The organism is Streptomyces sp. NPDC018019 (assembly GCF_044327805.1).
Classification (GTDB): Bacteria; Actinomycetota; Actinomycetes; order Streptomycetales; family Streptomycetaceae; genus Streptomyces.
In genome coordinates, this window is sequence record NZ_JBIRGD010000005.1 from 21,568 (window position 1) to 35,774 (window position 14,207).

Sequence of the window (14,207 nt, forward strand, 5' to 3'; positions counted from 1 at the left end):
GCGGCAAGCGTTACGGGCGGTGACGGCCGGTCCGCCGTGTTGACGCCGTCCGTCCGGGGCGGCCGGGTATCAGTCGAACAACTCCGGTTCGCTGCGCGCGATCTGCTGGTACAGCGGCTGGTAGTTGATCCACGCGACCAGGTCGTTGCCCAGCTGCTCCCGCGTGTGCACGGCGTTCTCGTGGTCGATCAGCACGGGCTTGCCGGCGGCCCGCGCGGTCAGCTGCACCTGGCAGGAGCGCTCCATCGTGATGAACCACCAGGCCGCGGCGTCCACCGAGTCGCCGACCGTCAACAGGCCGTGGTTGCGCAGGATCACGGCCTTGTGCGGCCCCAGCGCGACCGCGATCCGCCGCCCTTCCTCCTCGTCCACGACCACCCCCGTGTAGTCGTCGAAGAGGGCGTGATCCTCGTAGAAGGCACAGACGTCCTGAGTGATCGGGTCGAGCAGCTCGCCGAGGGCGGAGAGGGCGCGGCCGTACACGGAATGGCTGTGCGCGGCGGCGACCACGTCCGGCCGGGCGCGGTGCACCTGCGCGTGGATGGCGAACGCCGCCTGGTTGACGTGGTGGCGCCCCTCGACGACCTTCCCCTCCTGATTGACGAGGATCAGGTCGCCGACCGTGACGTGCTTGAACGACATCCCGAACGGATTCACCCAGAAGCAGTCGGTGAACTCCGGGTCCCGGGCGGTGATGTGCCCCGCCACCCCCTCTTCGAACCCGAACCGCCCGAACAGCCGCAGCGCCGCCGCGAGACGCTCCTTGCGGTACCGCCGCTCCTCCTCGACGGTCGCGTGCCGCGGCGGCAGCGCGAAGTGCAGCTGATCGGCGGGCACCGGAGCGGGCGGCGTGGACTCGGACATGGCGGCTTCCTCCCTGCGCGGCGGCCTTGCTGTGACGGCGTTGCGCGACGGCCGTGTGGGGCGGCCTTGCACAACGGCCCGCCCCGGAAGCTACCTGTCGGTAGTGGGCGTGACCAGAGGTGCGGCACCGTCGCCTTCCCCGGGTCCGTACCCACTCAGCCGCTGCACGCCGCGCAGCAGGGCCGAGTGGTCCAGCCCGCCGTCGCCGCGGGCCACCGCCGAGGCGACCAGCTGGGCCGCGGTGGCGCCGACCGGGATCGTGGCGCCGACCGCGCGGGCGGCGTCGGTGACGATGCCCATGTCCTTGTGGTGCAACTCCAGCTTGAAGCCCGGCTCGAAGTCCTGGGCGAGGAAGTTGTCCTTCTTACGGGTCAGTACGGTCGAACCGGCCAGCCCGCCGTTCAGGACGTCCAGGGCGGCGGTGAGATCGACCCCGGACTTCTCCAGGAAGACGACGGCCTCGGCGCACGCCTGGAGGTTGACGGCGACGATCAGCTGGTTGGCGGCCTTGACGGTCTGGCCGGCGCCGTGCGGTCCGCAGCGCACGACGGTCGTACCGAGCGCCTCGAAGACCGGCCGGGCGGCGTCGAAGTCCGCCTGCTCCCCGCCCACCATGATCGACAGCACGCCCTCGACGGCGCCCGCCTCGCCGCCGGAGACGGGGGCGTCCAGCACCCGGACGCCCTTCTCGGCCGCGGCGGCGGCCAGCTCGACGGAGGTCTGCGGGGTGATCGAGGACATGTCGATCAGCAAGGTGCCCGGGCGGACGTTCTCCAGGATGCCGTCGGGCCCGTACGCGACGGCCTCGACCTGCGGTGACGCCGGAACCATGGTGATGACGACATCGGCGTCGCGCACCGCCTCGGCGATCGTCGCCGCCTCCGTACCGCCGGCCGCCACCAGCGCCTCCGCCCGCCCGGGACTGCGGTTCCAGCCGGTCACCGCATGCCCGGCCGCGGCGAGGTTGACCGCCATCGGGCTGCCCATGATGCCGAGGCCGATGAAACCGATCGTGCTCATTGCGTGAGGCTCCCCTTCGAGTTCCGCATGACGGACTCTCGTCACCGCCATACGGAACTCATCATGGGAGCCTCACCGGCCCACGTCAACGCTCACAGGGTTTCGACCGCGGTGAGGTCGATGTCGATATCGAAGGGCGCACCAAGCTTCACCTGCTCCCGGAAGGTGTCGACGGGACGGTAGGCGCGGGTCTCAAGGTCCAGCTCGAAGGCGTGCACCACCGGATGATCGTCAGCGCCGGCCATTTCGACCCGCCAGAAATACGGGATACCCGCGTTGGCGTACTTGTGCGGCTTGGTGTCGTGGTCCCGGGCCTCGGACTCCGGGGACACCACTTCGACGGCGAGCAGCACGTCCCGTACCTGGAAGTACGACTGCGTCCGGCTGCGCACCGCCGTGGCCCGCACCACCGAGATGTCCGGCTCCGGACCGTTGCGCTTGTCGATGACCACAGTCATCTCGCGCCGCACCTTCAACTCGGGCGGCGCAGTGCGGCGCAGCCCACTCATCAGCAGATCGATCACGACGCTGTGAAAATCCCTCTGCGGACTCACAAAAACCAGACTCCCGTCGAGCAACTCCGTGTGCGGCGGGAGGTCGGGCAGGGTCAGCAGGTCGTCCACGGTGTAACCGTCCAGCGGGGGCACGGGCCAGTGGTGCGCGATCTCAGGGGTCATAAGTCCTCCCATGGACGGGATTCTGGGCCGTACGGCCAGCGTACCCACCCACAACGCCGCAGCCGCCGCTCAAACTGATGAGCGACGGCTGCGGCGTTGACCTGGGGGGACCTACGAGGGGGTCACTCCCACTCGATGGTGCCCGGGGGCTTGCTGGTGACGTCGAGGACGACGCGGTTGACCTCGGCGACCTCGTTGGTGATGCGGGTGGAGATGCGGGCCAGGACGTCGTACGGCATGCGGGTCCAGTCCGCGGTCATCGCGTCCTCGGAGGAGACCGGGCGCAGCACGACCGGGTGGCCGTAGGAGCGGCCGTCGCCCTGGACGCCGACGGAGCGGACGTCCGCGAGCAGGACCACCGGGCACTGCCAGATCTCGCGGTCCAGACCGGCCGCGGACAGCTCCTCGCGGGCGATCGCGTCGGCCTCGCGCAGCAGGTCCAGGCGCTCCTGGGTGACCTCGCCGACGATGCGGATGCCCAGGCCGGGGCCGGGGAAGGGCTGGCGCTGGACGATCTCGTCCGGCAGGCCCAGCTCGGTGCCGACCCGGCGGACCTCGTCCTTGAAGAGCTGGCGCAGCGGCTCGATGAGCTCGAACTCCAGGTCCTCGGGGAGGCCGCCGACGTTGTGGTGGGACTTGATGTTCGCGGTGCCGGTGCCGCCGCCGGACTCCACGATGTCCGGGTAGAGCGTGCCCTGGACCAGGAACTTCACGGGCTCGCCCGCCGCGCCGGACTCGGCGACGATCTCCGCCTGGGCCTGCTCGAAGACCCGGATGAACTCGCGGCCGATGATCTTCCGCTTCTCCTCCGGGTCGGAGACGCCGGCCAGCGCCTTCAGGAAGCGCTCGGAGGCGTCCACGACCTTCAGCTGGACGCCGGTGGCGGCCACGAAGTCCTTCTCGACCTGCTCGGTCTCGCCCTTGCGCATCAGGCCGTGGTCGACGTACACGCAGGTCAGCTGGTCGCCGATGGCCTTCTGGACGAGGGCGGCGGCGACCGCCGAGTCCACGCCGCCGGACAGGCCGCAGATCGCCCGCGCGCTGCCGACCTGCTCGCGGATGGCCGCGATCTGGTCCTCGACGACGTTGCTCGTCGTCCAGACGGGCTCGATGCCCGCGCCGCGGTACAGGAAGTGCTCCAGGACCTGCTGGCCGTACGTCGAGTGCATCACCTCGGGGTGGTACTGGACGCCGTACAGCTTCTTCTCGTCGTTCTCGAAGGCGGCGACCGGGACCATGTCGGTGGACGCGGTCACGGTGAAGCCCTCGGGCGCGGCGGAGCAGGCGTCGCCGTGCGACATCCACACGGGCTGCTCGGCCGGGGTGCCCTCGAAGAGCGTCGAGCCGGTCCGGGAGACGTGCAGGCCGGTACGGCCGTACTCGCGGGCGCCGGTGTTGTCGACCGTGCCGCCGAGGGTGGTGGCCATGAGCTGGAAGCCGTAGCACATGCCGAAGACCGGGACGCCGGACTCGAACAGGGAGCGGTCCAGGCTGGGCGCGTTCTCGGCGTAGACCGACGACGGGCCGCCGGAGAGGATGATCGCCTTGGGGTTCTTGGCGAGCATTTCGGCCACCGGCATGGTGGACGGGACGATCTCGCTGTAGACCCGGGCTTCACGTACGCGGCGGGCGATGAGCTGGGCGTACTGCGCGCCGAAGTCGACTACCAGGACGACGTCGGGGGCGGCAGCAGGTGACGCTGATGGCACTTCGGCGGCCTTCCGGCGGTGGTGGTGCAAGGGGTTGGACTTTCGATTCTAACGGGCTCATACTGGGCGCCATGTACAAGCAGCTGACCTTCGTCTTTACCTATGGCACCGGCCCGTCCGGCTGCCATGGTCGTGCTGCTTGATCAACTGACGAGCGACTTCCCAGGCGCCCCGGGCCGACAAGGCCCGGGGCGCTCTGTTGTATGCGGGGGCGGCGGGGCCGGAACGGTACGGACGGCGGCTGCGGGGTCATGATCCGTAGGAGTGACGGACATGAGCGGTATCCAGGCAGTGACCGACCCGGCGAGCACCCCTGTGACGGCCACCACGACGGGCGCCGTGCCACCCGACACGGGCGCCCGCACCGAGGCGGCGGCCGGTGTGATCACCGACGCCCGGGCGCGGATCGACGATCTCGACGGCCGGATCATCGGCCTCGTACAGGAACGCATGGCGGTCTCGGCCGTCATCCAGCGCGAGCGCATCGGCTCCGGCGGACGCCGGGTGAACCTCTCCCGTGAGATGCAGATCCTGGAGCACTACCGGGGGCAGCTCGGCCGGCCCGGCACCGCGCTGGCGATGACCCTGCTGGAGCTGTGCCGCGGCCGGATCTGAGGGCGGGCCGCGGCCGGGTCCGGGAGCCGTGCGGGCGACTCACCCGTACGGCGCCGTGACCGGCCGCCGCCGGGCTTCGTTGTTCCGGGTGCCACGCCAGCCAGGTGCGGTCTGCAGGACTACGCGTAGACGCCGCCCGTGGGCGGATCCGCCGGAGCGATGAGACGCCGGCCGACTTGGAGCGGTCCGCGTCGTGGGACCTCGCTGCGGTGTTGTGACCGGTCAGCAGGGGACAGCAGCCCGGTCACATCCGATGGGGCGGTCGGTCCCGGGGACGCCTGGGGCCGACCGCATCCGGTCGCGTCGGCCACGCCCGTGGTGGCGTGCCGAGCACCATGCTCGAAGAGTCCATCAGCGTGCACAGAGCGGGTGACGGCGCTGCCCTGACGCCGGCGCCGGCAGCCGAGGGCCCCGCAGCCGCCCGCACCCCCGCGCGGACGGCGCCCGGGGCCCTTCGTCATGTTCCGCAGCCCGGTGGCGGCGCCACTTCCGTGGCCCGCGGTGACCGGTGCGACTTCGGCGCGGCGCATGGTGCAACCTTTTCCCGCCATGGCCGGTCAGTATCTGCGATCGCCCGGCCATCCCGCGCCCCACCGCGACGGCCTGTCACGAACGCGTGCCGCCAGTCCGGCACTTCGGTCCCGAGAGGTCTTCACGATGCAGTTCCGCCACGTCCTGGCCGCCGTCACCGCGACGGCCGCCCTGGCCCCCGCCGCCCTGCTGGCGGCCCCCGCCGCGTACGCCGCCGAAACGCCGGACCGGACCCCGGCGGCCAGTGCGAGCGGCGCGCCCACCGGCACGCCGACGAACGGCACGAACCCGCCCACGCACTCCCCGACGCCCGGCGAGAGCAGCCCGCTCCCGCCCCTTCCGAGGCCCGGTCAGAGCAGCCCGCCGCCGCAGGCCGAAGGCGGCAAGGGCGCCGTACCGGCCCCGGCGGCCGAGAAGACGCCGCCCGCCGGGAAGACCGGGACGGGCACGCCGACCGCCACGCCCACGCCCTCCGACGAACCGGAGTGCTCCGACTACTCCAGCGAACGGGCGGTCCGCACCGAACTCCGCGGCCTGCCCAGCAAGATCGTGGCCGGTTCCGGCTGGGTGGACTTCACCTTCCGCGCCACCAACACCTCCCGTGGACACATCAAGTCCGTGGACGCCTTCGCGCTGGTCTCCGCGCTGAAGATCCCGACCACCGACGACGTGTCGGACCACCTGACCCTCCAGTGGTTCGACGCCAGGACGGGTGCGTGGAAGCGGGTGCCCGGGGCCGAGGAGAACGACGGGTTCTTCGCCTCCCTCGGTGGCCGCGACGGCCTGGCCCCCGGCGAGTACGCGGAGGCCCGGCTGCGGCTGAAGGCCGACGCGACGACGCCCGCCAGTTACGGCGGCGCGGTCAGCGTGGGCTGGTACGTGAACGCGAACCACGAGTGCGGCTACTCGAAGGCCATGGACTACGACTTCGCCATCCTCCCCGCGGGCAGCGGGAAGCCGGGCCCGCGCGTACCGGACGCCCAGGGCAAGCCCGGCCAGCGGCCCCACCGGCCGGCACCGCAGGGCGGTACGAAGCAGCAGGTGCAGCTGCCGGTCACCGGCAAGCTGGCCGAGACCGGCGCGTCGTCCGGGCTGCCGACGCTGGCGCTGGCGGGCGGGGCGGCGGTCGCCGTCGGCGCGGGCGCGGTGTTCGCCGTACGCCGCCGCAAGGGCGCCGACGCGGGCTGAGCGGCGAGAACGGTACGGGCCGCACCGGCAGCGGTGCGGCCCGTACGGTCCACGGTCAGCTGTCCGTCGAGGTCACGGCCTTCGGCGGTACGGCCGGTACCGGCAGCAGGGGCAGCCGCAGCGCCGCGAACGCGGACCCGGGAACGGCCGGGTGCCGCGGCGCCACCGCGGACAGCCGCCGGTACGGGCGGCCGGGCGCGGGGCGGGGGTCCGCCTCCCCCTTGTTCGGCCAGAAGGACATGGCGCGTTCGGCCTGGGCGGTGATGGTCAGCGACGGGTTGACGCCGAGGTTGGCGGAGACCGCCGAGCCGTCCACGACCGAGATGCCGGGGTGGCCGTACAGGCGGTGGTACGGGTCGATCACTCCGTGGTCCGCGTCCGCGCCGATCGGGCAGCCGCCCAGGAAGTGCGCGGTCAGCGGGGTGCCCATCAGTTCGCCGATGTTGCTGCCCGCGAAGCCGTTGATCTCCTGGGCGAGCAGCGTGGCCGCCTCGGTGGCCTCCGGTATCTGCTGCGGGTTGGGCGCGCCGTGGCCCTGGCGCGCGGTGAGCAGGCCCTTTCCCAGGCCGCCCGGCTTGCGGTACGTGGTCAGCGAGTTGTCCAGGGACTGCATGACCAGGCCGATGATGGTCCGCTCCGACCAGCGGCGGTTGGACAGCGAGCGCAGCAGCAGGAGCGGGTGGCGGGTGCAGTTGGCCGCCCAGGCGAGGGCCCGGGGCGCCCGGGTGGCGATCGGGACCTGGAGGATGGACAGGCTGCCCATCGCGTTGGAGCCCTTGCCGTACCGCACCGGCTCGATGTGGGTGTCGGCGTTCGGGTGCACGGACGAGGTGATGGCGACGCCGCGGGTGAAGTCGGCCCTCGGCACGCCGTGGGCCTTGCGGTAGCGCCGGTCGTCGGTCTGCGCGCCGACCAGGGCCTCGGAGTTGGTGCGGGTCAGCTCGCCGAGCCGGGCCGAGATGTGCGGCAGCAGGCCGCTGTCCTTCATCTTGTGCAGCAGGGTCTGGGTGCCGTACGTACCGGCGGCGACGACCACCCGCCGGGCGGTGAAGGTGCGGCCCCGGCCCTTGCGCCGGTCGTCGGTGGGCAGCGTGCCGACCGCGAAGCCGCCGCGGGAGTCCTCGGTGACGGTGACGACGGACGTCATCGGGTGGACGACGGCGCCCGCCCGCTCGGCGAGGTGGAGGTAGTTCTCGGTGAGGGTGTTCTTGGCGCCGTGCCGGCAGCCGGTCATGCACTCGCCGCATTCGGTGCAGGCCCGGCGGGCGGGTCCGGCGCCGCCGAAGTACGGGTCGGGGACCTCGGTGCCGGGCGCCGCCTTCGCCGTACCGTCGGTGTCCTCGCCGTCCCCGAAGAAGACGCCGACCGGTGCCAGGTGGAAGGTGTCGCCGACGCCCATCTTCTCGGCGGCGGCCTTCAGGTGGACGTCCGAGGGGGTCATGGTCGGGTTCAGGCGGACACCGAGCATGCGCTGCGCCTGGTCGTAGTACGGCTTCAGCTCGTCCTGCCAGTCGGTGATGTGCCCCCACTGGCGGTCCTCGAAGAACGGTTTCGGCGGTATGTAGAGGGTGTTGGCGTAGTTGAGCGAGCCGCCGCCGACCCCGGCACCGGCCAGGACCATGACGTTGCCGAGCAGGTGCACGCGCTGGATGCCGTAGCAGCCGAGGGCGGGCGCCCAGAGGTAGTTCCTCAGGTCCCAGGAGTTCTTGGGCAGGGTGGCGCGGGTGAAGCGGCGCCCGGCCTCCAGGACGCCGACGCGGTAGCCCTTCTCGGTCAGGCGGAGCGCGGCGACGGAGCCGCCGAAGCCGGAGCCGATGACGAGTACGTCGTAGTCGTAGCCGTCCCCGGCCGGCACGGACCGGTTCTGGGCATGGTTGTCCTGGGGCACTGGCACTCCCTCGAATCTCGGCGGGCCCGGCGGCCCGGGTCCGGCCGGTGTCTCAGCGGAGGCGGAACGCCTTCATCGCGCGCAGACTGCGGGTCATGAACGCCGCGTACCGCTCGTCGTCCATGCCGAACGACGGGGCCAGCGGCATCAGGCGCTGGTGGGCGACGGTCTGCGCCTCGGTGTACTTCAGGATGCCCTCCGAGCCGTGCCGGCGGCCGAGGCCGGAGTCGCCCATGCCGCCCATCGGGGACTGGACGCTGCCGTACCCCGCGGCGTACGCCTCGTTGACGTTGACCGTGCCGGTGCGCAGCCGCGCGGCGACGGCCCGGCCGCGGCGCCCGTCCCTGGTCCAGACGCTGGAGTTCAGGCCGTACGGCGTGGCGTTGGCGCGGGCGATGGCCTCCTCCTCGTCGCGGAAGCGGTAGACCGAGACGACCGGGCCGAAGGTCTCCTCCTCGCACACGGCCATCGGGGGCTCGACGCCGTCGAGGATGGTGGGCTCGTAGAAAAGCGGGCCGATGTCGGGGCGGGCGCGGCCGCCGGTGACGAGCCGGGCGCCCTTGGCGACCGCCTCGTCCACGTGCCGTTGGACGGTTTCCAGCTGCCGCTCGCCGACCAGCGAGCCCATGTCGGCGCCGTAGGCCAGGGCGTTGCCCAGGCGCAGGGCCTTCGTACGGGCGGCGAAGCGTTCGAGGAAGGCGTCGGCCACGGACTCGTGGACGTACAGCCGCTCTATGGAGATGCACAGCTGGCCGGCGGAGGAGAAGCAGCCGCGCACCGCGCCGGCCGCGGCCTTGTCCACGTCGGCGTCGCGCAGCACGAGCATGGCGTTCTTGCCGCCGAGTTCGAGGGAGACGCCGACCAGGCGGGCGGCGGCGCCCTGGGCGACCTCGCGGCCGGTGCGCGTGGAGCCGGTGAAGGACACGTAGTCGGCGTGCTCGACGACCTCCGGGCCGACGACCGGTCCGTCGCCGAGGACGACCTGCCAGACCTCCGGCGGCAGCCCGGCCTCGATGAGCTGTTCGCGGGCCCACAGGGCGGTCAGCGCGGTCTCCGTGTCGGGCTTCATCACGACGGCGTTGCCGGCGGCGAAGGCGGGCAGCGCGTCACCGACGGACAGCTCGAAGGGGTAGTTCCAGGGGGCGATCTGCCCTATGACGCCGCGCGGGTGGCGCAGCTCGGTGACCTTGGTGAGGGCCGGCACGACGCCGGTGTGGCGCCGGGGCCGCAGGTAGGCGGGGGCCTTGCGCCCGTAGTGGCGGGCGGCGACGGCGACGGCCTGGACCTCCTCGTGGGCGTGCAGCCGGGCCTTGCCGGTCTCCAGCTGGATCAGGTCCAGCACCTCGTCCTGGCGGCGCAGGACCAGGTCGTGGAAGCGCAGCAGGACGGCCGCGCGCTGCCGTACCGGGACCTCGGCCCAGGCGCGCTGGGCGGCGCGGGCCCGCTCGAAGGCGGTCGCGACGTCCTCCGGGGTGGACTCGGGCAGGTCCGCCAGCTTCTCGCCGGTGAAGGGCGTGTGGCCGGCGGTCCGGCCGCTGCCGGTCACCCCGCGGGTGAGACGGGCGACCAGGTGCGGGGTGACCACGTCGGCGGCGGTACGGGTACCGGCGACGGCGCGGACGACGGGGTTGCCGTCGGCCGGTGCGTCCTGCGGGGCGTCGCCGGTGGCGGAGGGGCGTATACCGGTGTCCTGCGAGTCCGTCATGCGGGCGAGCGTATGCGGCGCCGGACGCTTTGGGTACCCACCGGTAATGAGTTTTCACGCGGTGGGCACAAACGCGCCAGTGTTTGCTGGCCGCAAGGGGGTTGTCCTGGGGAGTTGTTCTGGGGATCCGTTCTGGGAGACCGCCCTGGGGAGTGCCTGGCGGGTGCGGTGCGGGCCGCCGTCGGGTGAAAGGCGCGGTGGGGAGGACGAGGGGGATGTGGTGGCTGAGGTGGGTGCGGTGGGTGCGGTCGGCCGAGACGAGGGACTGGACGTACGAGAAGAGCCCGAACGTTCCTGCGACGGGCCGGAACGCGTGCTCCCGGGATCGCCGTTCTTCCCGTCCGTGTCCCCGCCCTTGAGGATCAGCGCCGCGATCCCCAGGCCCGCGCCCGCCAGCAGGCACACGGCCAGGCCCGCGACGAGCGCGGTGCGCGCGCGGCCGGTGCGCGGGCGGGCCGCGGCGGCCAGCGCGCGGTCCGCCAGCGCGTCCGGTATCGGGACACCGTGGGTGCGGCCCGGTTCGGGTGCGGGCACCGGCCGCCCGGAGGCGGACGACGGGGGCGGTGGTGTCTCGGGGACGCGGCCCGACTGGAGGTAGCCGCGCAGCAGGCGTTCGGTGACGGTGATGTCGAGGCGCCGGCCCGGGTCGCGTTCCAGAAGGCCGCGGACGACGGCCAGGAGGGGGCGGGCCGGTTCGGGCAGTTCGATCTCGTCGTGCACCACCGCGTTCAGCACCCCGCCGAGCGAGTCACGGCGGAACGGCGACTGCCCGCTGAGCGCCGCGCACAGCAGGACACCGACCGACCACAGGTCCGCGGCCGGCCCGGCGTGCCGGCCCGCCATCCGCTCGGGCGCGGTGTACTCGGGCGAGCCGACGAAGCCGCCGGCCTCGGTCAGCGTCGTACTGCCGGGGACCTTGGCCACGCCGAAGTCGGTGAGGACGACCCGGCCGGTGCCTTCTTCCAGCAGGACGTTGGCGGGTTTGATGTCGCGGTGCAGGACGCCGAGGGTGTGCGAGGCGCGCAGCGCGCCCAGCAGGGCGAGGCCGATGCGGGCCGCTTCGCGGGGTGCGAGCGGTCCGCCGCCGGTCAGCCGGTCGTCGAGGGACCGGCCGTCGACCAGTTCCATGACGATCCAGGCCCGGCCGTCCTGCTCGACGATGTCATGCAGGACGATCACGTTCGGGTGCTTGATCCGGGCGACGGTCCGGGCCTCGCGCATCGCCCGCTCCCGCTGGGCCCCGGCGCCGGTGCCACTGCCTTCCGGGCCGTCCGGGCCGTCGTCCAAGTGCAGGACCTTCACCGCGACCTGACGCCTGAGCAGTTCGTCGGTGGCGCGCCAGACCGTTCCCATGCCGCCGCGGCCGAGCCGTTCGCCCAGGCGGTAGCGGCCGGCGAGCAGCCGGCCCTCGTCCCGACAGCCTCCCATGGGGTCATCTTGCCCCAACGGCCGTGGTCCGGAGCCGGTGCCGGTGGCAACGTGCGGTGCACGCGGGGTACACGGGGCGGCTGCGCACGATTGCGGCGCGCGCCTGTGGGCAGAGGGGTGGAGGGCCCGGCGCGACGCGGCGGGCCTCTGTACGGACAGTGCCCCACGACACACGGGAGGGAACCTCCGCCGCCTCCGTCGCCGTCCTTGGCACAGTGAGGCGGCAGCAGCACATGCAGCGGTAACCGGGTAGTGAGCAGTGGGCAGCCGGCGGCACACGGCCGGCGTGGGTGATGCACGGCGCGGCGGATCGGGGGTCGGACATGGTGATGCAGGACGGCGGTGCGGCGGACGTCCGGCCCGGCCCCGACCCCGGCCGGGCGGCGGCCGGGCATGCGCGCGCGTACCGCACGGCGGGGGCCGCCCTCGCCGTGTACGGCGGCGCGCTGACCGCCTGGACGGTCTACGGGATCGTCCAGGGCGACGGCGGCGTATGGGACTTCTTCGAGGGGCTCTTCAACCCGCGCGCCTCCTTCTTCATGTGGACGCTCGGGCCGGGCGAATGGGCGCTGGTCGTCGCGCTGCTGGCGGTCGCGGCCGGGGCGTTGGCGCTGCGGCGGGTGGCGCGTACGGGCGCGCTGCTGCTCGGCTGGGTGATCCTGGCCCAGTCCGGGCGGGAGATCGTCGGTCTGTGCCACGCCGGGTACCGGCAGGTGTACGCCACCGAGCCGCTCGGCGGCTGGGTGCTGACAACCCGGGCCCTGGGGCTGGTGGCCGCGCTGGTCGTGGTCGTGGTGCTGCTGCCCGCCGTGGAGCGGGCGGGCGCGGCCGGGGGCGCGGAGGCCGCGCGCGGCGGGGCGCGCGACGGCCTGCCGCCCGCCGTGCCAAAACGGTCATGCGCCGACGCCGACTCCTGGTGGCGCCGCCGCCTCTCCCGTATCTGCGGGGTGCTGTTCCTGGTGATGGCCGCGCTGCGGCTCGCCTGGACGGTCTGGATCATGTTCCAGGAGCCCATCGACGTGGCCGCGTACCTGCGCAGCGCGGTGGACGGCTCGACCGGCAGCTCCGTACAGCTGTCCCACTCCACCGAGTTCACCACGCTGTCGTCGGTGGTGGTCCTGCTGGTGCTGGGGGTGCTCGCGGTCCGCAGCAACCGGGACGTGCGCGGCGCGCTCCTGGTGTTCGCCGCCGTGGAGCTGTACCTGACCGTGCGGACGGTGGTGCTGCTGACCGTCACCGGCTTCTTCGGCGGCCCGTTCGTCACCGGTGAGAGCACGCTGTCGCTGGTGATGACGGCGTACGAGCTGGCCGCCACGACCTCGGTGGTGGTCCTGGCGACCGGCCGGTCGTTCAGTGCGTACGGGTCCTACGAGACGCGGCTCAGCGGCCCGTGTGCCGGTGGAAACCGTCGATCATGGCCTGACGGCCGGGCAGGTTGAACTCCCGGCCCAGCGTGCGCATGATCGAGTCGGCGGTGGGCCGGTAGAGGCCGCGCGGGTAGTAGCCGCCGCCCTCGAAGGCGCCGACCTTGCCGCCGTCCGGCGACTGCTGTCCCAGATAGCGGTACCACTTCGCCTTCTTGGCCTTCATCTCCGCTGCGGTCATCCTGGTGATGTTGGGCGCGGCCGGTTCCGGGCCCGTGTACGTGCCGTTGGTGTCGTACACGTACTCGTCCGCCAGCTTGCCGAGGGAGTGCCCGGTCTCGTGGACCGCCACCTGGGCGGAGTCGGGGTGGTCGGAGGAGGCGGTGGCGATGCCGTCGTAGCCGACGGGCGAGGTGATGTCGTTGTAGCCCGCGCCGCCGTACTTGCGGGAGTTGGCGAGCACGATGACGAGGTCGGCGTCCGGCGCCTTGCCGGCGTACGACTCGACCTTGCCGGTGTCCACGCACAGCAGGCGCTCGATGGCGTCGCACCAGAAGTGCGAGTCCAGCGCGGTGTCCCGGACGACGTCCTTGCCCGGGTCGCCGGAGACGCCGGACTGGTTGGAGACGGCGTCCACCGTCCAGACGTTGAACAGCTTGCGGTTCGAGGCGTACGGCTCGACGGCGGAGATCTGCGCCCACTTCGCCTTGGCGTCGGCGTGGAAGTCCTTCTGCTGGGCGAGGGTGTAGCCGTCGCCGATGATGACGACGTCGACCTTCTTTGCGGTGGGGCCGTTGCGGACGACCGCTGTCACGTCGCCGTCGGCGGCCAGTTCGGTGGCGGAGCGGGCGCGGTGGCCGCGGACCAGGCGCTCCGGAGTGGCGACCGGGACGGTGGTGTGCCGGGGGTGGCCCTCCGGGGTGAAGTACTCGACCTGCTGGGTGCGGGAGGCCGCGGGCGGGGGCGCGGAGGCGCCGGGGGCCGTCGGCGCGGCGGAGGCCGTGGGGGCGGTGGCGGCGAGACCGGTGGCGAGCGCGAGGCCGGCCGCCGCGGCGGTCATGCGCAGCCGGGTACGGCCGCGCGTCCGTATTCGGGCCCGTATGCCGGAGGGTTCGGGAGCGTCGGACGGTATGGGGGAACGGCGGGGTCTGTGCACGAGGAAGCCTCCGAAACCGATGCCGGGCCGTGCCCCGAAGGGCCGTGCTCCGAGGGGGGTGG

Annotated in this window: 11 protein-coding genes; 3 read left to right on the plus strand and 8 right to left on the minus strand. The window is 72.7% G+C overall.

The genetic code is table 11. From position 1 onward, the window contains the following. Positions 1-69 precede the first annotated feature (69 nt). From ACH4FX_RS10180 to guaA, 4 genes are all read right to left on the minus strand, one after another. A complete protein-coding gene (locus tag ACH4FX_RS10180) occupies positions 70-864 on the minus strand; it encodes a class II aldolase/adducin family protein (RefSeq protein WP_398477102.1) in 795 nt (264 codons plus the stop codon). 90 nt (positions 865-954) lie between these two features. Continuing rightward, a complete protein-coding gene (locus ACH4FX_RS10185) occupies positions 955-1,935 on the minus strand; it encodes a 2-hydroxy-3-oxopropionate reductase (RefSeq protein ID WP_398477104.1) in 981 nt (326 codons plus the stop codon). 41 nt (positions 1,936-1,976) lie between these two features. Beyond that, a complete protein-coding gene (locus ACH4FX_RS10190) occupies positions 1,977-2,573 on the minus strand; it encodes a Uma2 family endonuclease (RefSeq protein ID WP_398477106.1) in 597 nt (198 codons plus the stop codon). A 110-nt stretch (positions 2,574-2,683) separates the two neighbouring features. Continuing rightward, complete coding sequence (gene guaA, locus ACH4FX_RS10195; RefSeq protein WP_398477108.1) at positions 2,684-4,270, minus strand: glutamine-hydrolyzing GMP synthase; 1,587 nt, start codon at positions 4,268-4,270, stop codon at positions 2,684-2,686. Positions 4,271-4,543: 273 nt separating this feature from the next. On the opposite strand from guaA, the gene ACH4FX_RS10200 reads away from it, so the two are divergent. Continuing rightward, positions 4,544-4,885: a chorismate mutase gene (locus tag ACH4FX_RS10200; protein WP_398477110.1), complete on the plus strand. Its 342-nt coding sequence runs from the start codon at positions 4,544-4,546 to the stop codon at positions 4,883-4,885. A gap of 657 nt (positions 4,886-5,542) precedes the next feature. Further along, positions 5,543-6,604, plus strand: a complete 1,062-nt coding sequence (locus ACH4FX_RS10205; RefSeq protein WP_398477112.1) for an LPXTG cell wall anchor domain-containing protein — start codon at positions 5,543-5,545, stop codon at positions 6,602-6,604. Positions 6,605-6,659: 55 nt separating this feature from the next. Here ACH4FX_RS10205 and ACH4FX_RS10210 read toward each other — a convergent pair whose 3' ends face one another. The 3 genes from ACH4FX_RS10210 to ACH4FX_RS10220 are packed head-to-tail and all read right to left on the minus strand — an operon-like array spanning position 6,660 to position 11,625. Next, positions 6,660-8,492: a GMC family oxidoreductase N-terminal domain-containing protein gene (locus ACH4FX_RS10210; protein ID WP_398477114.1), complete on the minus strand. Its 1,833-nt coding sequence runs from the start codon at positions 8,490-8,492 to the stop codon at positions 6,660-6,662. Positions 8,493-8,544: 52 nt separating this feature from the next. Further along, complete coding sequence (locus ACH4FX_RS10215; protein WP_398477116.1) at positions 8,545-10,197, minus strand: succinic semialdehyde dehydrogenase; 1,653 nt, start codon at positions 10,195-10,197, stop codon at positions 8,545-8,547. Between the two features lie 54 nt (positions 10,198-10,251). After that, complete coding sequence (locus tag ACH4FX_RS10220) at positions 10,252-11,625, minus strand: serine/threonine-protein kinase (protein WP_398477118.1); 1,374 nt, start codon at positions 11,623-11,625, stop codon at positions 10,252-10,254. Positions 11,626-11,948: 323 nt separating this feature from the next. Here ACH4FX_RS10220 and ACH4FX_RS10225 point away from each other — a divergent pair, with 323 nt between their 5' ends. Further along, complete coding sequence (locus tag ACH4FX_RS10225; protein ID WP_398477120.1) at positions 11,949-13,064, plus strand: hypothetical protein; 1,116 nt, start codon at positions 11,949-11,951, stop codon at positions 13,062-13,064. On the opposite strand, the gene ACH4FX_RS10230 is transcribed toward ACH4FX_RS10225, so the two are convergent. Beyond that, positions 13,006-14,049: a M64 family metallopeptidase gene (locus ACH4FX_RS10230; RefSeq protein WP_398477121.1), complete on the minus strand. Its 1,044-nt coding sequence runs from the start codon at positions 14,047-14,049 to the stop codon at positions 13,006-13,008. The two genes, ACH4FX_RS10225 and ACH4FX_RS10230, sit on opposite strands and share 59 nt — an antisense overlap. Between the last annotated feature and the right edge of the window lie 158 nt (positions 14,050-14,207).